The organism is Pseudomonas sp. DTU_2021_1001937_2_SI_NGA_ILE_001, from assembly GCF_032463525.1.
Taxonomy (GTDB): Bacteria; Pseudomonadota; Gammaproteobacteria; order Pseudomonadales; family Pseudomonadaceae; genus Aquipseudomonas.
On record NZ_CP135971.1, the window covers coordinates 4,627,204 to 4,647,500 of the forward strand.

The following is a 20,297-nucleotide window of genomic DNA, read 5'->3' on the forward strand; positions in this document are numbered from 1 at the left end:
CGGTCTCAGTTCACGGCGGACGTCGCGTCGACATGGCGCGGCAGTGTCACCCGGATACGGGTACCACGCTGCCGTTCGATATCGGCCGGGCTGTCGATGGTGATCTGTCCATAATGCTCTTCAACGATTGAATAGACCAGAGCCAGGCCCAGTCCTGTCCCCTCGCCGGGGTCCTTGGTCGTGAAGAATGGCTCGAACAATCGGTCCATGATTGCTTTTGGAATACCGCTTCCTTCGTCTTCGACGATCAGATCCACGGTGTGTTCAGACGCTTCGCTCATGACCCGTACCGCGCTGCCCGGCGGCGAGGCGTCGCGCGCATTGGACAGCAGGTTGATCAGTACCTGGGCCAGGCGCTGCGGGTCGCCGTCGGCCCAGTGGTCCGGGTTGCAGAGGTTGTAGAACTGAATCTCGAAATTGCGCCGGTTGAGCGCCAGCAGACCGATGGCGTCCTGGGCGACTTCGGCCAGGCATACCGGCTCGTCACTGTTCTGGTGCGCGCCGGCATGGGCGAAGCTCATCAGCGACTGCACGATGCGCGACACGCGCTTGGTCTGTTCGATGATCTGGCTGCTGATTTCCGCCAGCTCCGGCTCGTCTTCGCGTTCTTCGCGCAGGTTCTGCGCCAGGCAGGCGATGCCGGTGATGGGGTTGCCGATTTCGTGGGCCACACCGGCGGCCAGGCGGCCGATACTGGCCAGGCGTTCGGAATGCACCAGCTTGTCTTCGAGCATCTGGGTATCGGTAAGGTCCTCGACCAGCAGCACCAGGCCGCTGTTGCCCGGTGCCAGGGGCTCGTCGATGGCAGCCTTGTGCAGGTTCAGCCAGCGGATCTGCCCGTCCAGTGACAGGCGCTGCTTGTGCAGGTGCTCGTCGGGCACGCTGATGAAACTGGTCAGCAGGCCCTTCCAGGGTTCGGCGATGGTGCCCAGCCGCGAGCCGACCACGCGTTGCGCGGGCACCCCGGTGAGTTCTTCCATGGCCTTGTTCCACATGAGGATTTCCTGGTCCTTGGCCAGCGAGCAGACGCCCATCGGCAGCTCCTGCAGGGTCTGCCGGTGGTAGCGGCGCAAGGCGTCGAGTTCGGCGGCCAGGCCGGTGAGGCGCGAGTGGTAGTCCTCCAGGCGGCTCTCGATGAAGTGGATGTCTTCGGTGACGTATTTTTCGCTGCCCGACTTGTAGGGCAGGAAGGTCTCGACCATGTCCTGGGCCACGCTGGGGCCCATCAGGCCCGACAGGTTGGCTTCGATGCGGTCGCGCAGGCGCCGCAGGGCATAGGGTCGCCGTTCGTCGAAGGGCAGGTACAGGTCATGCAGGGCCTGTTCGACTTCCTTCTGCGCGGCCTTGGGGCCTAATGGCTTGGCCAGCTGGGTGGCGAACTCCTGGGGCGAGGCGACGAACAGTTCACGGCGCTGCGGGCGGCGTACGTTGTCCACTGCACAGGCCTCGGCGGCGCTGGCTTCTTCGGCGCTGGCATTGGTGAACAACGACACCAGGGTGAACACCAGGACGTTGGCGGCCAGCGAGGCGATCGCCGCCATGTGCCAGCTGGTGTCGTCCAGCACATAGATCATGTTCAGCATCGGAATGTAGATGCCTTCCATGTTGCCGAGCAGCGGTAACAGCATGCTGAACAGCCAGACGGTGATGCCGGCCAGGATGCCGGCGATGAAGCCGCGACGGTTGGCGGTCGGCCAGTACAGCACCGAGAGCACGCCGGGCAGGAACTGCAGGGTGGCGACGAAGGCGACGATGCCCATGTTGGCCAGGTCCTGCTGAGCGCCGAGCATCAGGTAGAAGCAGTAGCCGGCAGCGATGATGGCGATGATCAGCGCGCGGCGGGTCCATTTCAGCCAGCGGTAGATGTTGCCTTCGGCCGGGGGCTGGTAGAGCGGCAGCACCAGGTGGTTCAGTGCCATGCCCGACAATGCCAGGGTGGTGACGATGATCAGGCCGCTGGCTGCCGACAGCCCGCCCACGTAGGCCAGCAGGGCCAGGGAGGGACTGTGCGCGGCCATGCCGATGCCCAGGGTGAAGTATTCCGGGCTGGTCGGTGCACCGAGCTTGAGACCCGACCAGAGGATCAGCGGCACTGCCAGGCTGATCAGCAGCAGATAGAAAGGCAGGCCCCAGCTGGCGCTGACCAGCGAGCGCGGGCTGAGGTTTTCGGTGAAGGTCATGTGATACATGTGCGGCATCACGATGGCTGAGGCGAAGAACACCAGCAGCAAGGTCCGCCACGGGCCTTCCTGCAGCGGCGTGTGCAGCGAGGCCAGCGCGGTCTGGTTCTGCAGCAGCCACATCTCCAGCTGCTGTGGGCCGCCGAACACGCCATACAGCGCATAAATGCCCAGGCCGCCGAGGGCGACCAGCTTGATGATGGACTCGAAGGCGATGGCGAACACCAGGCCCTGGTGCTTTTCCCGCGTGGCGATGTGGCGTGAGCCGAAGAAGATGGTGAACAGGCTGATCAGCGCGCAGAACGCCACGGCCACACGATTGCGCACCGGCTCGCCGGTGAGGATGCCGATGGAGTCGGCCACCGCCTGGATCTGCAGGGCCAGCAGCGGCAGAACGCCGATGAGCATGAAAATGGTGGTCAGGGCGCCGGCCCAGGTGCTGCGGAAGCGGAAGGCGAACAGGTCGGCCAGTGACGACAGCTGATAGGTGCGGGTGATGCGCAGAATCGGGTAAAGCAGCACCGGCGCCAGCAGGAACGCCCCGGACACCCCGAGGTAGCTGGACAGGAAGCCGTAGCCGTACTGGTAGGCCAGGCCGACCGTGCCGTAGAAGGCCCACGAGCTGGCATAGACGCCCAGCGACAGGGTGTAGGTCAGCGGGTGGCGAATGAACCGGCGCGGGATCAGGCCGCGCTCGCTGATCCAGGCCACCGCGAACAGCACCAGCAGGTAGGCGGCGCTGACCAGCAGCATCTGGGTGAGGCTAAAGCTCATCGGCGTCTCGCTGGCTCTGCAGGATGAAAGTCACCACGATGAGAATCAGCCACAGCATGTAGGGCCGGTACCAGGCCCCCGTGGCGTCGATCCACCAATCCATGATGGCCGGGGAAAACAGGTAGATGCCTACCACCAGGAGCAGGACCAACCGATAGATGTACATGGTGCCTCCCGGAACTCTGCGAGCGGTCGCGGCGTACGGCGTTGGCCGACGTGCAAGCGCTGATCCCTGCGGGTTGCCTGCCCGGTGATGGGGCAGGTAAGGAGCGGCATGTTAACCAATGCCGCATAACCTGCAAGCAGCGATTGTGGGCAATTTCGCCAGCCGCTCTGGATCAGTCTATTCCAGCTTCCGGCAGGCTGGGTACCCGGGCAATGGCCTCGGCGTTCCAGTGCTGCACGCCCCACTTGAGCAGTTCCTCGGGCGTGGCGTAGCGCAGCTGTGGGTCCGGGTTCTGGCCCAGGGCCCGCAGTGCGCGCAACAGCAGTGGCGTGGCCTGGTCGGCCGGGAGCGGCGGTGAGCGATAGGACTTGCCCAGCTTGTGGCCGTCGGGCTGGGTGATCAGGGGCACGTGCAGGTAGCGCGGCTGGGCGATGCCGAGCAGCTCCTGCAGATACAGTTGGCGAGGCGTGGAGTCCAGCAGGTCGGCACCGCGCACGATGTGGTTGATACCCTGCCAGGCGTCATCGATCACCACCGCCAATTGGTAAGCGTAAAGGCCGTCACGGCGGCGAATCACGAAGTCGCCGGACTCCCGCCCCAGATGCTGGCGGTACTCGCCCTGCACGCGGTCAGTGAAACGGTACTCGACTTCCGGTACGCGCACGCGAATCGCCGCGCCTTCAGGAACATGGCCCAGGTTGCGGCAGGTGCCGGGGTAGATGCCGCCGAAGGGCTCCAGCTGCTTGCGCGAACAAGTGCAGGCGTAGGCCAGACCCTGGCTGAACCAGCGCTGCAGAACCTGGGCGTAGGCTGCGTGGCGCTCGCTCTGGCGCACGCAAGGGCCGTCCCATTCGAAGCCGTAGGTTTCCAGGGTATGCAGGATCGCGGCCTGGGCGCCCGGCACCTCACGGGGCGGGTCCAGGTCTTCCATGCGCATCAGCCACTGGCCGCCAGCGGCCCGGGCGTCAAGGTAAGAGGCCAGGGCGGCGACCAGCGAACCGAAATGCAGGTAACCGCTGGGGGTGGGCGCGAAGCGCCCGACATAAGAAGAGCTGTTCATCAACTGAAGTGTCCCGCCAACAAAAAAGACGCCGAAGCGTCTTTTCAGTCGAGTCGTCGCTGTTACTTGCCGACTTGCTTTTCCTTGATTTCTGCCAGGGTCTTGCAGTCGATGCACAGGTCGGCGGTCGGACGGGCTTCGAGGCGGCGGATACCGATCTCGACGCCGCAGGATTCGCACCAGCCATATTCTTCATCGAGAATGAGTTGCAGAGTCTTGTCGATCTTCTTGATCAACTTGCGTTCACGGTCACGGGCGCGAAGTTCGAGGCTGAACTCTTCTTCCTGGGTGGCACGGTCTGCCGGGTCCGGAAAGTTGGCTGCTTCATCCTTCATGTGGTCAACCGTACGGTCGACCTCCTGCATCAAGTCGTGCTTCCACTTGTTGAGGATCTTGGTGAAATGCGCGCGCATCCGCTCGCCCATATACTCTTCGCCCGGTGTTTCCACATAAGGCTCGAAGCCGCTGATTAGATTCTGTTGCTTTTCTTGCGTGGGCATGTATGGACCGCCTCTCACTCTTCTAATCTATTGCGCAGGATGTTCCATCACCGACACCCGTCGGCCCTGCAGGTGCAAGCCGGCGAACTTACCAGATCGATTCGTCGTCCGCTACTCCCGGTTGTCGAGCATGGTGGCGGGGTGTGAACGGGTTTTCGAAAGTCGGCTGGCCGGCCTTCAACTCTAGACATTAAAGCGCGGCGGAGTTTCTTTTTTTATTTTCTTGCCGACCGATTTTTTACCCCGCGTCAATCGACCCTGTTCGAGTCGGTGTTGGGTAGAATCGTGCCGGACTGTCTTGCCGGCATGGCCGCTGGACAAGCCGATACTTTCCGAAGCCTATAGGAATGCCCCATGGTCCAGCACTACAGTGCGCGCAGTCGCGCCATCGAACCCTTCCATGTCATGGCGCTGTTATCACGAGCCAATGAACTGCAGGCGGCCGGCCACGATGTCATCCACCTGGAAATCGGCGAGCCCGACTTCACCACCGCTCACCCCATCGTCGAAGCCGGCCAGGCCGCCCTGGCACAGGGCAAGACCCGCTACACCGCCGCGCGCGGGCTGCCCGAGCTGCGTGCGGCGATTGCCGGCTTCTATGCGCGGCGCTATGGCCTGGACGTCGATCCGCAACGCATCCTGGTCACGCCGGGCGGCTCGGGGGCGCTGTTGCTGGCCAGCAGTCTGCTGGTCGATCCTGGCAAGCACTGGCTGCTGGCCGACCCTGGCTATCCCTGCAACCGCCACTTCCTGCGTCTGGTCGAAGGCGGCGCGCAGCTGGTGCCGGTTGGTCCCGAGGAGCGTTACCAGCTGACGCCCGACCTGGTGGAGCGCTTCTGGAACCAGGACAGCGTCGGAGCGCTGGTGGCCTCGCCCGCCAACCCGACCGGCACCTTGCTGCACCGCGACGAACTGCTCGGGCTGTCCGATGCGCTCAAGGCCCGGCGGGGGCATCTGGTGGTCGACGAGATCTATCACGGCCTTACCTATGGCACCGACGCTGCCAGTGTGCTGGAAGTGGACAATGACGCCTTCGTGCTCAACAGCTTCTCCAAGTACTTCGGTATGACCGGCTGGCGGCTGGGCTGGCTGGTAGCGCCCACGGCGGCGGTGGGCGAGCTGGAAAAGCTCGCGCAGAACCTCTACATCAGTGCGCCGAGCGTGGCCCAGTATGCTGCACTGGCGTGTTTCGAAGAGCCGACCCTGGAGATCCTCGAGCAGCGCCGCAGCGAGTTCGCCCGGCGCCGTGACTACCTGTTGCCAGCCCTGCGTGAGCTGGGCTTCGGTATCGCCGTGGAGCCGGAAGGGGCGTTCTACCTGTATGCCGATATCAATGCGTTTGGCGGTGACGCCTTCGCCTTCTGCCAGCACTTTCTGGAAACCCAGCACGTGGCGTTCACTCCGGGGCTGGACTTTGGTCGCCACAAGGCCGGGCACCACGTGCGGTTCGCCTACACCCAAAGCCTGGAGCGCCTGGAGCAGGCGGTCGAGCGCATTGCCCGTGGCCTGCAGAGCTGGCAAGGCTGATGCGTTTTTCTCCTGCACTGGAAACCGGTCGCCTGTTGCTGCGTTACAAGCGCTTTCTGGCCGATATCGAGACCGACAGCGGCGAGCGTCTGACCATCCACTGCCCCAACACCGGCTCGATGCTCAATTGCATGCTGCCCGGCGGGCGGGTGTGGTTCAGCCGTTCCAACGACCCGAAGCGCAAGCTGCCCGGCACCTGGGAAATCAGCGAAACACCGCAGGGGCGACTGGCCTGCATCAATACCGGGCGGGCCAATACCCTGGTCGAGGAAGCGCTGCGGGCCGGGGTCATCGAAGAGCTGGCCGGGTTCACCGCGCTTAAACGCGAAGTGCCCTATGGCGTGGAAAACAGCCGGGTGGATTTCCGCCTGCAGTATCCCGAGGGTGACCTGTACCTGGAGGTCAAGAGCGTGACCCTGGGATACGACGATTCGCCGGTGGCGGCGTTTCCGGATGCGGTCACCCAGCGTGGTGCGCGGCACCTGCGCGAGTTGGCAGCGCTGGCCCGGCAAGGGGTTCGGGCGGCGCTGCTGTATTGCGTGAACCTTTCCGGCATCGTCGCGGTGCGTCCGGCGCGGGAAATCGATCCGGCCTATACGGCGGCCCTGCATGAGGCGATCGTCGCCGGTGTTCAGGTGCTGGCCTACGGCGCGGACATCAGCGCAGAAGAGGTACGCCTGGTCAGACGCCTTGAGGTCGTCGATACCTGAGCCCGGTAATCGGCACGAAAAGTTTGATTTACGCGTAGTCCTTTTCTCTGATTCCTGGGTAACCCATTCAGACGAGTGTGGCTGGTTTATTGTCCTGCTTCATTTGCGAAGTGGATGGGCAGGACATGGCAGCAGACACCGAGCCGCTGGCGTTTCAGGCGTTGGGCCTGGTGGAGTTGCTGGCGAGGGCTCACGACAGCAGCGAGCAACGTATCGTCAGCCTGTGCCGACGGGGCGTGACCTCGCTAGGACCGGTGGCGGCCGTGGGGGTGCCGGCGGCGTTCGCGGGCCTGGCGCGAACGACGCTGGATCAGCTGGGCGCGCAGCAGGCGGCGGTGGTGGCACAGATCAGGTTTCCGGCTGGAGGTACGGCCATCGAGGCGATTGCCGGGGAGGTGCGCGGCGCGCTGCTGGCCGGAGCCGACGAGATCGATGTGGTATTTCCGTTTCGCGCACTGTTGTCGGGCAACGCCGACGTCGGCCACGACCTGGTGAGCGCCTGCAAGGCCGAGTGCCGACTGCAAGGCCGGCTTGTGGTGACGCTGGAAACCGGTGAGTTGCGTGACCCGCAGTTGATTCGCAGTGCCTGTCGCATCGCCATCGGGGCGGGGGCGGACTTCATCAAGAGCTGCACGGACCGGCTGCTCACACCGTTGAGCGACCAGGCAGCGCGCATCATGCTCGAATGCATCGCCGAGGCCGGAGGCCAGGTGGGCTTCAAGGCTGCCGGAGGATTGCGCAGCCTGGAGGATGTTCGGCCTGTGCTGCGGCTGGTCACAGAGCGTTTCGCACCTTCGTGGGTGGCGGGGCAGCGCCTGCGTCTGGGGGGCTCGGTCTTGCTGGACGACCTGCTAGGCCGGCTCGGGCTGATCGAGACAGGAATGTTTTATTGAAGGCAAAAAAAGACCCGGCAAAAATGCCGGGTCAAAAACCGTGATTAGCCTGATGAGGAGATAATCTGAGAGTCCGAACCAAGGTCTTTCAGGTTACCGACCAGTCTCGCGACCGGATGCGATAATCATAACGATTCTCATTTCTAAGTCAACATCTGCTCATCGAAGTTTTTCTGCGCCCGTGCAAGAGCCTGGCGCTCGTGCGTCGTGGAGGCGAAAACGGATGAGAAGAAAAGCCACCCGCAGCAGGTGTGCGCAGGTGGCTGTGGGAGTCTCAGCGGGTGTTGTAGCGCAGGCGGGTGCCGAAATTGACCGACATCAGGATCTCGTCTGCGGTGAGTTCCCGCGGGAAGTAGGCTCCGGAGATCTGCGCGTGGGCGATGCTGGCACCTTCCATCGGCGTGTTGCGCAGGTCGAGCCCGCGCAGGTCGGCGGAGCGGAAGTAGGCATCGGTGAAGTCGATGCCGGTAATGTCCAGGTTGCGCAGGTCAAGACCACGGAAATCGCCGCCACGCATGTCGATCACGCCACTCTTTGGCTTTTCCTGATTGAAGCCTGCAACGTCATCCTTACGCAGTAACAGATACAGCGGCGAGTCGATCTGTTTAGGCTGGCTCATAGCGGTTCTCGATTTCGTTGGAATTATGGCGCCATTATATCGCCACTAATGGCGCGCCGTGAAGCGGCAACCGCTCAACGGCGCGCCTTTTATCAGAGCCCAGGGAGGCGTCGACGGAGGTCGTCGGTCAGGCTGTCGAGTTCGCTGGCGACGTGGGTTTGCACCCGCTTGCTCGACAGCACTTCCTCGGCGCTCAGTGGCTCGCGGTTCGCCTGTTGGGCCTTGACGACCTCCAGAGTGGCCTGCGAAGGATCGCCGCCTTCGGCCTGGCGCTGTTGCAACCACTGCTCGATGATTTCCTGCGGCGCCTCGCAGTCCAGAATCAGGAAAGGTACGCCGCTGTTTTCGGCGACCTGAGCAGCGGCCTGACGCTGCGCCTGCTTGAGGTATGTGGCATCCAGCACTACGGAGAAACCGGCATGCAGCACGTGGCCGGCCAGATCGTTGAGGCGCTGGTAGGTCGCCTCGCTGGCCTGGCTGGCATAGCGACTGGCGTCATCGGCATACAGGCGCTGGCGCTCGACGTCGGAGCGAATGCGGATGGCGCCCAGGTCCTCGACCAGGCGTTGGGCCACGTGGCTCTTGCCGCTGGCCGAGACACCATGGGTGATTGCCAGAAAGCGTGATGGTACGGCGCTGTAGCTTTCGGCCAGGTTGGCGTAGTTGCGGTACTGGGCCAGTACGCTGGCGCGGCGCTCGGCATCGGCATCTGCACCCAGGCCGAACAGTGCGACCTTGGCGCGCACCATGGCGCGGTAGGCCTTGTAGAAATTCAGCAGCTCCAGGCCCTGGTAGTCGCCGGTCAGCTCCAGGTAGCGGCTGATCAGGCGGTTCGACAGCGCCTTGAGGCCGCGGTCTTCGAGGTCCATGGCCAGGAAGCCGATGTCGGCATAGACGTCGGTCTTGCGGAATGGCTCGTTGAATTCGATGCAGTCGAACAGCACCACTTTGCCGTCGATGAGCGCGGCGTTGCCCAGGTGGATGTCGCCATGGCACTCACGGATGAAACCATCGGCCTTGCGTTGAACCAACAGGGGGCGCAGCCGCTCAAAGCTCGACTGTGCCCAGGCCTCCAGAGCATCGAGCTGCTGCAGGTCGGGTTTTTCACTGATGAGGGGGCGAATCTGCTCGAAGTTCTGCGCGACCGGGGCCATGACGGACTCTGGCGAGCCCAGCTCGGTTTCCGTGCCGACCTTGGGCGCGCTGAGGTGGAACTGGGCGATCTGCTCGGCCAGCTCGTCGATCTGCGCGCTGTTCAGATCGCCATTGGCCTGCACGGTGCTGAGCAGGCCGCTTTGCGGGAACTGGCGCATTTTCAGAGCGAATTCGATGGGTTCGCCAACGCCACCGAGCTGGGGCGCTTCGGCGCTGCCGGTCAGGGGGATGACTTCCAGGTACAGGTCTTGGGTCAGTCGCTGGTTCAGGCGCAGCTCTTCATGGCAGAAATGTTCGCGGGCCGCCAGGGTGGTGAAATCCAGGAAGCCGAAGTTCATCGGCTTCTTGATCTTGTAAACGTAGGGCCCAGTGAGCAGCACCCAGGAAATATGCGTTTCGATGACCTGGAACCCCTCCACCGGATGGGGGAACAGAGCAGGGTTCTGCAAGGCTGCGATCAGTGACTGGCTCACGGGCGGTCCTTCAATGATGATGTGGAAAATATATGCCTCAAGCCGGCCATTATGGCGACTCCGAACCGTGCTGCAAACCGCTGTCCGGGGCGTCTGTCGATCCTTTTCAAAGTGCGTATAATCCGCGCCCATGACTCGATCCCGCTCTTCCCGTACTCCCAAGAAACGCCCACCTTCCAACCGTCTGCGGACCATACTGGGGTGGGGGCTGAAACTCGGTATCGTCGGCCTGGTGATCCTCGCCGGCTTCGCGGTCTACCTCGACGCCGTGGTGCAGGAGAAATTCTCCGGCAAGCGCTGGACGATTCCTGCCAAGGTCTATGCCCGCCCGCTGGAACTGTTCGTCGGCCAGAAACTGAGCCGTGACGACTTCCTGCTCGAACTCGACGCCCTGGGCTATCGCCGTGAAAGCGTGGCCAATGGCCCCGGGGCTGCTGCGGTGAACGGCAATACCGTGGACCTCAACACTCGCGGGTTCCAGTTCTATGAGGGCACCGACCCGGCGCAGCAGATCCGGGTGCGCTTTGCCGGAGATTCGGTGGCCGACCTGACCTCGGCCAAGGGTGACAAGCTTGCCGTGGCACGCATGGAGCCGCTGTTGATCGGCGGCCTGTACCCCAAGAATCTCGAAGACCGCATCCTGATCAAGCTCGATCAGGCGCCGCCCTACCTGCTCGACGGTCTGGTGGCTGTCGAGGACCGCGACTTCTACAGCCACTTCGGTGTTTCGCCCAAGTCCATCGCCCGCGCCATCTGGGTGAACGCCACGGCCGGGCATATGCGCCAGGGCGGCAGTACGCTGACCCAGCAGTTGGTCAAGAACTTCTACCTGACCAACGAGCGCAGCCTGTCGCGCAAGCTCACCGAGGCGATGATGTCGGTGCTGCTGGAGCTGCATTACAGCAAGCAGGAAATCCTCGAGGCCTACCTGAACGAAGTGTTCGTCGGCCAGGATGGCCAGCGTGCAGTGCACGGCTTCGGCCTGGCCAGCCAGTATTTCTTCAGCCAGCCGCTGTCGGAGTTGAAGCTGCATCAGGTGGCCTTGCTGATCGGCATGGTCAAGGGGCCTTCCTACTACAACCCGCGACGTAACCCGGAGCGTGCGCTTGAGCGCCGCAACCTGGTGCTCGACCTGCTGGAACAGCAAGGGGTGGCTTCTGCCGAGGCGGTGGCCGCCGCCAAGCAGATGCCGCTGGGCGTGACCCGCACTGGCAGCCTGGCAGACAGCTCGTTCCCGGCGTTCCTCGATCTGGTCAAGCGCCAGTTGCGTGAGGATTACCGCGACGAGGACTTGACCGAGGAGGGGCTGCGGATCTTCACCAGTTTCGATCCGATCCTGCAAATGAAGTCCCAGGCGGCGATGGACGAGACCTTCAAGAAGTTCACCGGACGCAAGGGGGCCGATGAGGTCGAGGCGGCCATGGTGGTCACCAACCCCGAGACTGGCGAGGTGCAGGCCCTGCTGGGCAGCCGTCAGGCCGGTTTCGCCGGGTTCAACCGCGCCATCGATGCAGTACGGCCGATCGGCTCGCTGGTCAAGCCGGCGATCTACCTGACCGCTCTGGAGCAGCCCAACAAGTACACCCTCACCAGTTGGGTGGCCGACGAGCCGTTCCAGGTCAAAGGGGCCGATGGACAGGTCTGGAAACCGCAGAACTACGATCGCAAGGCCCATGGCAATATTTTCCTGTACCAGGGGCTGGCGCATTCCTACAACCTGTCCACGGCCAAGCTGGGCCTGGAAGTCGGCGTGCCGGCCGTATTCAAGACACTCAACAAGTTGGGCGTGAACCGCGAGTGGCCGGTCTATCCTTCGATGTTGCTGGGGGCCGGTGGCCTCAGCCCGATGGAAGTGGCCACCATGTACCAGACCATCGCCAGCGGCGGCTTCAATACGCCGATGCGCGGTATCCGCAGCGTGCTGACCGCCGAGGGCGAGCCGCTCAAGCGCTATCCGTTCCAGATTCAGCAGCGCTTCGATCCGGGTGCCATCTATCTGGTGCAGAACGCCATGCAGCGGGTGATGCGCGAAGGCACCGGTAAATCGGTCTACAACGTACTGCCCAGCTCGCTGAACCTGGCGGGCAAGACCGGTACCAGTAACGACTCGCGTGACAGCTGGTTCGCCGGCTTCAGCCAGGACACTCTGGCGGTGGTGTGGATGGGCCGTGACGACAACGGCAAGACACCGTTCACCGGTGCCACCGGCGCGCTGCAGGTCTGGACCAGCTTCATGCGCAAGGCCGATCCTTTGCCGCTGGACATGGCCATGCCCGACAACGTGGTGCAGGCCTGGGTGGATGCCGCCACCGGGCAGGGCTCCGATGCGAGTTGCCCGAATGCCGTGCAGATGCCGTATATTCGCGGCAGCGAACCGGTGCCAGGCCCCAGCTGCGGCAGCGGCCCCGCCCCGGCCGAGTCCGTGATGGACTGGGTCAAGGGATGGTTGAATTAAGCGAAGAGGGTTTGACGTGAATAAATGGTGGATTCCGGCTGTAACAGCGCTGACCGTGCTCAGTGGTTGCGCCAGTGTTCCGCAAGGCTCGATCCCGGTGGTGGATTCGGGCTCCAAGGTGTCCAACAGCGAGCGGGTCAATGCTTCGCGCAACACCGGCTACCGTCCAGGCGCCGCGCAGCCCCAGCAACCGCAGGCGCAGTCGATTCCCGAAGACTCGGGCGTGACCGTCATGGTGCCGGCCGGTGGCAGTGGCGGCGCGATCCAGACCTATTCGGCCCCGACAGGCCAGGCGCCGATCAGTGTTGATTCGCCACCCATCGACACCTCGGGCAGTTATCAGATGCCACCGGCCTCCGCGCCTGCCGCAGGGGGCTATAACCCTGCCTCCGCACCGACGGGTATTCCGTCCAGCAGCAATAGCGGTGGCTTGTCCGCCGACGAACAGCTCGATGGCCCGGTGCTGGCGCTGCTGACCACTGCTCAGCAACAGCAAAGCGGTGGCGACCTCAATGGCGCCTCTTCGAGCCTGGAGCGCGCCCAGCGTGTCGCCCCACGCGAGCCTCAGGTGCTGTACCGCCTGGCTCAGGTGCGCCTGGCCCAGGGGGATGCGGCCCAGGCCGAGCAGTTGTCGCGGCGCGCCCTGACCTATGCCAACGGTCGCCCGAGCCTGCAGGCCAGCCTGTGGGAACTGATCGCCCAGTCGCGTGAGAAACAGGGTGATGCTGCCGGTGCAGCTCTGGCGCGCCAGAAAGCCAAGGTCAACCTGTGATGGACAAGCGGGTTCCCGCACTGGCTGACCAGTTGCTGTCGATCGAACAGGCCCTGCGTGAGCTGGGCTGGTGGGAAAGCAGTGCACCGGCACCGCAGGCGCTGGCCAGCCAGCAGCCGTTCTGCGTCGACACCCTGTCGTTCGAGCAGTGGCTGCAGTGGATCTTCCTGCCGCGCATGAAGGCCATCGTCGAGCAGTCGCTGCCGTTGCCCAGTGTGTCCGGCATTCGTGAGATGGCAGAGATGGTCTATGTCGAGCGTCCCGAGCAGGTGCGAAACCTGCTGGCGTCGCTCAGCCGTTTCGACCAGTTGATCGGTAAGGCCGGCTGAGGGAAGCGCGGTTTCCCTCAGTTGCAGTACTCGGCAATCATCTTTTCGGTTTCATCGATGCGCGCCTGACGCTCTTCCTGGGTCAGGCGTTTGTATCCGTCTTCCACCGGCTCGCGAATGCGCGAGTAGGTCTTCAGCTTGGCCAGGTTGGTGCGGATGATTTCGCAGTTGGCCTGGCGCTTCTTTTCTTCTGCGGCGGCCTGCTTCTTGACCTTGGCGTCGATGGCGCGCTGCTGCGCTGCCGGGTCGGGCTCCGTATTGCGCGGCGCGCTGCTGCCGCTGCTGGGTGGCGGTGATGCCTGCAGGTCGACCTGCTCGGCGGGGGCGCCGGCCGGTGGTGTCGCGTCGTAGTGGGTCACGCCCTGGGCGTCGACCCATTTGTAGATCTGCGCCGCCTGTACGCTGGCGCCCGTGGCCAGCCATAACAACACCGCTGAAACGATCATTGCGCGCATCGTGCTTCCTTGAAGTGCTCGTCAGTGGCGCACGCTATCACATCGGCCGCATGACGTCCGTGACTGGCGGTTTCAGGGGATTCATGGAAGAAAGCTTACGGATGACTTGACTTGCAGGGGGCGAATCACAACAATTCAAAGTTCGCTGTAGGGGGACTGCCAGAAGCAGACCGTCTCGGTAGATCATGAGGCGCACATCCGCGTCGACCTGTAACACCCGCAACGCGTTACCTCGCGCTGGGTGGGACCGTTCCGCAACACTCAGGGACATCCCAATACTTGCTCAGTCAGTGCTGACGTAGTCGGCGACCACCGTCGCTCATGCTCTGCTAGGCAGTAAACCTATTAAGACCCGTCCGCCCATGGACGGTATTCTGGCGTTTTAGAGGTGAACAACGTGGAGCTTTTATCTGGCGCTGAAATGGTCGTCCGCTTCCTGCGTGACGAAGGCGTTAAGCACATCTATGGCTACCCGGGCGGCGCGCTCCTGCACGTATACGATGCGCTGTTCAAGGAACCCGAGGTCAGTCATATCCTGGTCCGCCACGAGCAGGCCGCTACCCACATGGCCGATGGCTATGCCCGTGCGACCGGCAAGGCCGGCGTGGTGCTGGTGACTTCCGGCCCAGGTGCAACCAACGCCATCACCGGTATCGCCACTGCCTACATGGACTCGATCCCCATGGTAGTCATCTCTGGCCAGGTGCCCAGCACCCTGGTCGGTACCGATGCCTTCCAGGAAACCGACATGATCGGTATCTCCCGTCCGATCGTGAAGCACAGCTTCATGATCAAGCATCCGACGGAGATTCCAGAAGTCCTGAAGAAAGCCTTCTATCTCGCACAATCCGGCCGTCCCGGCCCGGTGGTGGTCGACCTGCCGAAGGACATGACCAACCCGGCCGAGAAGTTCGAATACGTTTACCCGAAAAAGATCAAGCTGCGCTCCTACAGCCCGGCGGTCCGCGGCCACTCCGGCCAGATCCGCAAGGCCGTGGAGATGCTGCTGGCTGCCAAGCGTCCGGTCATCTATTCCGGTGGCGGCGTGGTCATGGGCAATGGTGCCGCTGCGCTGACCGAGCTGGCTCGCCTGCTCAACGCGCCGGTGACCAACACGCTGATGGGCCTGGGTGGCTACCCGGGTACCGATCGCCAGTTCATCGGCATGCTGGGCATGCACGGCAGCTACACCGCCAACGTCGCCATGCACCACACCGACGTGATCCTCGCCGTGGGCGCGCGTTTCGATGACCGTGTCATCAACGGCGCTGCCAAGTTCTGCCCGAACGCCAAGATCATCCACATCGACATCGACCCGGCGTCGATCTCCAAGACCATCAAGGCCGACGTGCCGATCGTGGGGCCGGTGGAGAGCGTGCTGACCGACATGGTCGCGACCTTCAAGGAAATCGGCCAGACTCCCGACAAGGAAGCGGTCGCCGCCTGGTGGAAGCAGATCGACGAATGGCGCGCCAGTGGCGACCTGTTCCCGTACGACCGTGGCGATGGCAGCGTGATCAAGCCGCAGAAGGTCATCGAGACCCTGCACGAAGTGACCAAGGGCGATGCCTACATCACCTCGGACGTCGGCCAGCACCAGATGTTCGCCGCGCAGTACTACCGTTTCGACAAGCCGAACCGCTGGATCAACTCCGGTGGCCTGGGCACCATGGGCTTCGGTTTCCCGGCAGCCATGGGCATCAAGCTGAACTTCCCGGATGCCGATGTGGCGTGCGTGACCGGTGAAGGCAGTATCCAGATGAACATCCAGGAGCTGTCCACCTGCCTGCAGTACGACCTGCCGGTGAAGATCATCCTGCTCAACAACGGCGTGCTCGGCATGGTCCGTCAGTGGCAGGACATGAGCTACGGCGGCCGTCACTCGCACTCCTACGTCGAGTCGCTGCCTGACTTCGTCAAGCTGGTCGAGGCCTATGGTCACGTGGGCGTACGCATCACCGACCTCAAGGACCTGAAGCCGAAGCTGGAAGAAGTCTTCGCCATGAAGGATCGCCTGGTCTTCGTCGACATCCAGGTCGATGTGAGCGAGCACGTCTACCCGATGCAGATCAAGGACGGCTCGATGCGCGATATGTGGTTGAGCAAGACGGAGCGGACATAATCATGCGGCACATCATTTCCCTTCTGCTGGAAAACGAACCGGGTGCACTGTCTCGCGTCGTGGGTCTGTTTTCCCAGCGTAACTACAACATCGAAAGCCTGACCGTGGCGCCGACCGAGGACCCGACCCTGTCGCGTCTGACGCTGACCACGGTGGGGCATGATGAGGTGATCGAGCAGATCACCAAGAACCTCAATAAACTGGTTGAAGTGGTCAAGCTGGTCGACCTGTCCGAGAGCGCGCACATCGAGCGCGAACTCATGCTGGTCAAGGTCAAGGCCACTGGCGCGCAGCGTGCCGAGATCAAGCGCACCACGGATATCTTCCGCGGGCAGATCGTCGACGTCACGGCCAGCGTGTATACCGTGCAGTTGAGTGGCACCAGCGACAAACTCGATAGCTTCATCCAGGCCATCGGTACCGCGTCCATTCTGGAAACGGTCCGCAGTGGCGTAACGGGCATCGCCCGTGGCGATAAAGTTCTGAGCATCTGACCAATTTGCAATTTGGCCCGAGTGGCCAAGATAAACAGGGGATTTCCATGAAAGTTTTCTACGACAAAGACTGTGACCTTTCGATCATCCAGGGCAAGAAAGTCGCGATCATCGGCTACGGTTCCCAGGGCCACGCTCAGGCGTGCAACCTGAAGGACTCGGGCGTTGACGTCACTATCGGCCTGCGCAAAGGTTCGGCTACTGTCGCCAAGGCCGAAGCCCACGGCCTGAAAGTGACCGACGTTGCCAGCGCCGTTGCTGCTGCCGACCTGGTCATGATCCTGACCCCTGACGAATTCCAGGGCCAGCTGTACAAGCAGGAAATCGAGCCGAACCTCAAGCAGGGCGCTACCCTGGCGTTCTCCCACGGCTTCGCCATCCACTACAACCAGGTCGTTCCTCGCGCCGACCTGGACGTGATCATGATCGCGCCAAAAGCGCCAGGTCACACCGTACGTACCGAGTTCGTCAAAGGCGGCGGTATTCCTGACCTGATCGCTGTTTACCAGGACGCTTCGGGCAACGCCAAGAATGTCGCTCTGTCCTACGCTTCGGGCGTCGGTGGCGGCCGTACCGGCATCATCGAAACCACCTTCAAGGACGAGACCGAAACCGACCTGTTCGGTGAGCAGGCCGTTCTGTGCGGCGGTACCGTCGAGCTGGTCAAAGCCGGTTTCGAAACCCTGGTCGAAGCGGGCTACGCGCCAGAAATGGCCTACTTCGAGTGCCTGCACGAGCTGAAGCTGATCGTTGACCTCATGTACGAAGGCGGTATCGCCAACATGAACTACTCGATCTCCAACAACGCCGAGTACGGTGAGTACGTGACTGGCCCAGAGGTCATCAACGCCGAATCCCGCCAGGCCATGCGCAACGCTCTGAAGCGCATCCAGGACGGCGAATACGCGAAGATGTTCATCAGCGAAGGCGCCACCGGCTACCCATCGATGACCGCCAAGCGTCGTAACAACGCTGCCCACGGCATCGAAGTCATCGGTGAGCAACTGCGTTCGATGATGCCTTGGATTGCGGCGAACAAGATCGTCGACAAGACCAAGAACTGAGTTCGCGGTGATTGCGAAGAACGCGGCCAGGTGCCGCGTTCTTTCGTTTCAGGGGTATGGATATTTTCCGCTGTTCAGCTTTGCGACAAGTGCCGGAACGTCAAGCGCGGCGAGTTCTGGTATAAAGCTGCATCGTTTGCCGGCAACGTGCCCGGCAGACAACCTGTCAACATTTCAAACCGCTGCAAGGTAATCTTCATGAGCGAACGTCCTGAAGAACCCCGCCAGGGTTCCGACGCCGAAAGCCTGCTACCGATCGATGAACACGTTGAAGAAGGACATGACGCCGAAGGGCGCAAGGTCCGCCATCGCGGCATCTACCTGCTGCCCAACCTGTTCACCACCGCGAACCTGTTCGCCGGCTTCTATTCCATCATCAGTTCGATGAGTGCCATGAGCGCCGGCGATGCCGCCAGCGCCAGCAAGTACTTCGCCTTCTCGGCCATCGCCATTTTCGTTGCCATGGTGCTCGACGGCCTTGATGGCCGCGTGGCGCGCATGACCAATACCCAGAGCGCCTTCGGCGCAGAGTACGACTCGCTGTCCGACATGGTCGCCTTCGGGGTCGCGCCTGCCTTGCTGGCCTTCGGTTGGGCGCTGGGCGACATGGGCAAAGTCGGCTGGATGGTCGCCTTCATCTATGTCGCGGGCGCTGCGTTGCGCCTGGCGCGCTTCAATACCCAGGTGGGCAAGGCCGACAAGCGTTATTTCATCGGCCTGGCCAGCCCGGCGGCCGCCGGCGTCGTGGCTGGTACCGTCTGGGCGTTCAGCGACTACGGTATCCAGGGGTCGAAGCTGTCGTTCCTGGTGGCGCTTCTGGTGGCGGCCGCCGGCATGCTGATGGTCAGCAACATCAAGTACAACAGCTTCAAGGACCTGGACTTGAAAGGCCGTGTGCCCTTTGTTGCCATTCTTGTCGTGGTGCTGATCTTCGCCGTGGTCTTCAGCGACCCGCCACGCATTCTGCTGCTGATTTTCCTGGCTTACGCCTTGTCAGGTCCCGTTCAGCATCTGTTACGTTCGCAGCGTCGCAAGTGAGTTGATTTTGGGCATACTCCGTAGTCTAACGGTGCGTCAGCACTCAAGCCTGTGGAGTTGTCATGCTCATCAAGCGCCCCTCGGCTTCCGACTCGCGTGAGTCGGAAGTCACGTCTGAATCCATTTACCTTTCCCGTCGTACATTGCTGGGTGGCTCGCTGGCCGGACTGGCCGTGAGCGCCATGCCGTCCTGGGCTCATGCTGCCGAGCCGTCCCGCTACGCGGATGTCGAGCCCGGCAAGCCGCCTGCATGGTTCACCGACAAACTTGGCGCAACCCGCTGGCAGGCCGTCACGGCCGGCAGCGAGGCCATAACGCCTTTCAAGGACGCCACCCATTACAACAACTTCTATGAGTTCGGTACCGGCAAAGGGGATCCGGCGCAAAACGCCGGCTCCTTGAAGACCGAGCCATGGAGCGTGGTGATCGATGGTGAGGTTGGCAAGCCCGGGCGCTACGCGCTCGAAGACTTCATCAAGCCTTATCAGCTCGAAGAACGTATCTACCGGCTGCGCTGCGTGGAGGCCTGGTCCATGGTCATTCCGTGGATCGGCTTTCCGCTGGCCGCCTTGCTCAAGCAGGTCGAGCCCACCTCGAAAGCGCGCTATATACGCTTCGAAACCCTCAAGGATCCGGAGTCGATGCCGGGCCAGCGCTCCGGTTTCGCCTTGATCGACTGGCCTTATGTAGAAGGGCTGCGCCTGGATGAAGCCATGCACCCGCTGACCATTCTGGCAGTCGGTATGTATGGCCGCGAGCTGCCCAACCAGAACGGTGCTCCGCTGCGGCTGGTCGTGCCTTGGAAGTACGGCTTCAAGGGTGTGAAGTCCATCGTGCGTATCAGCCTGGTCAGCGAGCAGCCGAAGACCACCTGGCAGAGTATCGCGTCGGACGAGTACGGTTTCTACGCCAACGTCAATCCGACGGTGGATCACCCGCGCTGGAGCCAGGCCAGGGAGCGTCGCTTGCCCAGTGGGCTGTTCAGCCCCAATCTGCGGCAGACCGAGATGTTCAATGGCTATGCAGAGGAAGTGGCCTCCCTCTATACCGGTATGGATCTGCGCAAGGACTATTGATGCGACATGCTTATTGGCGGGTAGGAGTGTTTCTCGCGGCGCTGGCCTTTCCGGTGTGGTGGGTGTACCAGGCGTGGATTTTTGCCCTGGGGCCGGATCCGGGAAAGGTGCTGGTGGATCGTCTCGGCCTGGGTACGCTGATCATTCTATTGATTACCCTGAGCATCACGCCTATGGCGAAACTGACCGGCTGGTCTGGCTGGATGGCAGTGCGTCGGCAACTGGGGTTGTGGAGCTTCGCGTATGCCGTGCTGCACCTGAGTTTCTATGCCTTGTTCATTCTGGGGCTGGATTGGAGGCAGTTGGGCGTGGAGCTGGTGAAGCGGCCCTACATCATCGTCGGTGCCGTGGCCTGGGTCGGACTGCTGGCGCTGGCGCTGACCTCCAATCGATACAGTCAGCGTAGGCTGGGTCGGCGCTGGAAGCGCCTGCACC

Annotated in this window: 19 protein-coding genes (1 of these 19 running past the window's edge); 12 read left to right on the plus strand and 7 right to left on the minus strand. The window is 62.6% G+C overall.

Annotation, left to right across the window (positions count from 1 at the left end; genetic code table 11):
* Positions 1 to 5 precede the first annotated feature (5 nt).
* The 4 genes from RRX38_RS20125 to dksA all read right to left on the minus strand — a co-directional run bounded on the left by RRX38_RS20125 (position 6) and on the right by dksA (position 4,680).
* On the minus strand, positions 6 to 2,954 hold the full coding sequence (locus RRX38_RS20125; RefSeq protein WP_295476356.1) for a sensor histidine kinase: 2,949 nt from the start codon (positions 2,952 to 2,954) through the stop codon (positions 6 to 8).
* A complete protein-coding gene (locus tag RRX38_RS20130; protein ID WP_002552060.1) occupies positions 2,944 to 3,120 on the minus strand; it encodes a hypothetical protein in 177 nt (58 codons plus the stop codon). Before RRX38_RS20130 ends, RRX38_RS20125 begins: the two co-directional genes overlap by 11 nt.
* Positions 3,121 to 3,292: 172 nt before the next feature.
* Complete coding sequence (gluQRS, locus tag RRX38_RS20135) at positions 3,293 to 4,180, minus strand: tRNA glutamyl-Q(34) synthetase GluQRS (protein ID WP_315960415.1); 888 nt, start codon at positions 4,178 to 4,180, stop codon at positions 3,293 to 3,295.
* Positions 4,181 to 4,242: 62 nt separating this feature from the next.
* Positions 4,243 to 4,680 carry an RNA polymerase-binding protein DksA gene (dksA, locus tag RRX38_RS20140; RefSeq protein WP_315960416.1) on the minus strand — a complete coding sequence of 146 codons (438 nt, stop codon included), beginning with the start codon at positions 4,678 to 4,680 and terminating at the stop codon, positions 4,243 to 4,245.
* Between the two features lie 354 nt (positions 4,681 to 5,034).
* Here dksA and RRX38_RS20145 point away from each other — a divergent pair, with 354 nt between their 5' ends.
* The 3 genes from RRX38_RS20145 to deoC all read left to right on the plus strand — a co-directional run bounded on the left by RRX38_RS20145 (position 5,035) and on the right by deoC (position 7,810).
* Positions 5,035 to 6,207, plus strand: a complete 1,173-nt coding sequence (locus RRX38_RS20145) for a pyridoxal phosphate-dependent aminotransferase (protein ID WP_315960417.1) — start codon at positions 5,035 to 5,037, stop codon at positions 6,205 to 6,207.
* Positions 6,207 to 6,917, plus strand: a complete 711-nt coding sequence (sfsA, locus tag RRX38_RS20150; RefSeq protein ID WP_315960418.1) for a DNA/RNA nuclease SfsA — start codon at positions 6,207 to 6,209, stop codon at positions 6,915 to 6,917. The genes RRX38_RS20145 and sfsA overlap by 1 nt, the downstream gene beginning before the upstream one ends.
* Positions 6,918 to 7,042: 125 nt before the next feature.
* On the plus strand, positions 7,043 to 7,810 hold the full coding sequence (deoC, locus tag RRX38_RS20155) for a deoxyribose-phosphate aldolase (RefSeq protein ID WP_315960419.1): 768 nt from the start codon (positions 7,043 to 7,045) through the stop codon (positions 7,808 to 7,810).
* A gap of 274 nt (positions 7,811 to 8,084) precedes the next feature.
* On the opposite strand, the gene RRX38_RS20160 is transcribed toward deoC, so the two are convergent.
* Both RRX38_RS20160 and RRX38_RS20165 read right to left on the minus strand, forming a co-directional pair.
* Complete coding sequence (locus tag RRX38_RS20160) at positions 8,085 to 8,429, minus strand: pentapeptide repeat-containing protein (RefSeq protein ID WP_295476287.1); 345 nt, start codon at positions 8,427 to 8,429, stop codon at positions 8,085 to 8,087.
* A gap of 92 nt (positions 8,430 to 8,521) precedes the next feature.
* The gene (locus RRX38_RS20165) at positions 8,522 to 10,057 is read right to left on the minus strand and encodes an AAA family ATPase (RefSeq protein ID WP_315960420.1); all 1,536 of its coding nucleotides are present in this window, start codon (positions 10,055 to 10,057) and stop codon (positions 8,522 to 8,524) included.
* Positions 10,058 to 10,187: 130 nt separating this feature from the next.
* Between RRX38_RS20165 and mrcB the strand changes: the two genes are divergently transcribed.
* Genes mrcB through RRX38_RS20180 form a run of 3 tightly spaced genes read left to right on the plus strand, consistent with a single transcriptional unit; the run spans position 10,188 to position 13,613 of the window.
* Entirely contained in the window at positions 10,188 to 12,512 is a 2,325-nt protein-coding gene (gene mrcB / locus RRX38_RS20170; protein WP_315960421.1) for a penicillin-binding protein 1B, read from the plus strand.
* Positions 12,513 to 12,528: 16 nt separating this feature from the next.
* Positions 12,529 to 13,284, plus strand: coding sequence for a tetratricopeptide repeat protein (locus RRX38_RS20175; RefSeq protein WP_295476282.1), 756 nt, complete (start codon positions 12,529 to 12,531; stop codon positions 13,282 to 13,284).
* Positions 13,284 to 13,613, plus strand: a complete 330-nt coding sequence (locus RRX38_RS20180; RefSeq protein WP_295476280.1) for a YqcC family protein — start codon at positions 13,284 to 13,286, stop codon at positions 13,611 to 13,613. Before RRX38_RS20175 ends, RRX38_RS20180 begins: the two co-directional genes overlap by 1 nt.
* 17 nt (positions 13,614 to 13,630) lie before the next feature.
* Here the strand turns inward: RRX38_RS20180 and RRX38_RS20185 are convergent, their stop codons facing one another.
* Positions 13,631 to 14,068 carry a DUF4124 domain-containing protein gene (locus RRX38_RS20185; protein ID WP_315960422.1) on the minus strand — a complete coding sequence of 146 codons (438 nt, stop codon included), beginning with the start codon at positions 14,066 to 14,068 and terminating at the stop codon, positions 13,631 to 13,633.
* A gap of 397 nt (positions 14,069 to 14,465) precedes the next feature.
* Here RRX38_RS20185 and RRX38_RS20190 point away from each other — a divergent pair, with 397 nt between their 5' ends.
* From RRX38_RS20190 to msrQ, 6 genes are all read left to right on the plus strand, one after another.
* Positions 14,466 to 16,190 (plus strand): acetolactate synthase 3 large subunit, encoded by a 1,725-nt coding sequence (locus RRX38_RS20190; RefSeq protein WP_315960424.1) that lies wholly within the window; start codon positions 14,466 to 14,468, stop codon positions 16,188 to 16,190.
* Positions 16,191 to 16,192: 2 nt separating this feature from the next.
* Complete coding sequence (gene ilvN / locus RRX38_RS20195; RefSeq protein WP_003250040.1) at positions 16,193 to 16,684, plus strand: acetolactate synthase small subunit; 492 nt, start codon at positions 16,193 to 16,195, stop codon at positions 16,682 to 16,684.
* 47 nt (positions 16,685 to 16,731) lie between these two features.
* Positions 16,732 to 17,748 carry a ketol-acid reductoisomerase gene (gene ilvC, locus RRX38_RS20200; protein WP_295476252.1) on the plus strand — a complete coding sequence of 339 codons (1,017 nt, stop codon included), beginning with the start codon at positions 16,732 to 16,734 and terminating at the stop codon, positions 17,746 to 17,748.
* A 198-nt stretch (positions 17,749 to 17,946) separates the two neighbouring features.
* Positions 17,947 to 18,786: a CDP-diacylglycerol--serine O-phosphatidyltransferase gene (gene pssA, locus RRX38_RS20205; protein ID WP_315960427.1), complete on the plus strand. Its 840-nt coding sequence runs from the start codon at positions 17,947 to 17,949 to the stop codon at positions 18,784 to 18,786.
* Between the two features lie 62 nt (positions 18,787 to 18,848).
* Positions 18,849 to 19,862, plus strand: a complete 1,014-nt coding sequence (msrP, locus tag RRX38_RS20210) for a protein-methionine-sulfoxide reductase catalytic subunit MsrP (RefSeq protein WP_315960428.1) — start codon at positions 18,849 to 18,851, stop codon at positions 19,860 to 19,862.
* Positions 19,862 to 20,297: the 5' portion of a protein-methionine-sulfoxide reductase heme-binding subunit MsrQ gene (gene msrQ / locus RRX38_RS20215; RefSeq protein WP_315960429.1), read on the plus strand. Its footprint extends 182 nt past the window's final position; 436 of the gene's 618 nt are visible here — the first part of the coding sequence; its start codon is at positions 19,862 to 19,864; its stop codon lies beyond the right edge, outside the window. The genes msrP and msrQ overlap by 1 nt, the downstream gene beginning before the upstream one ends.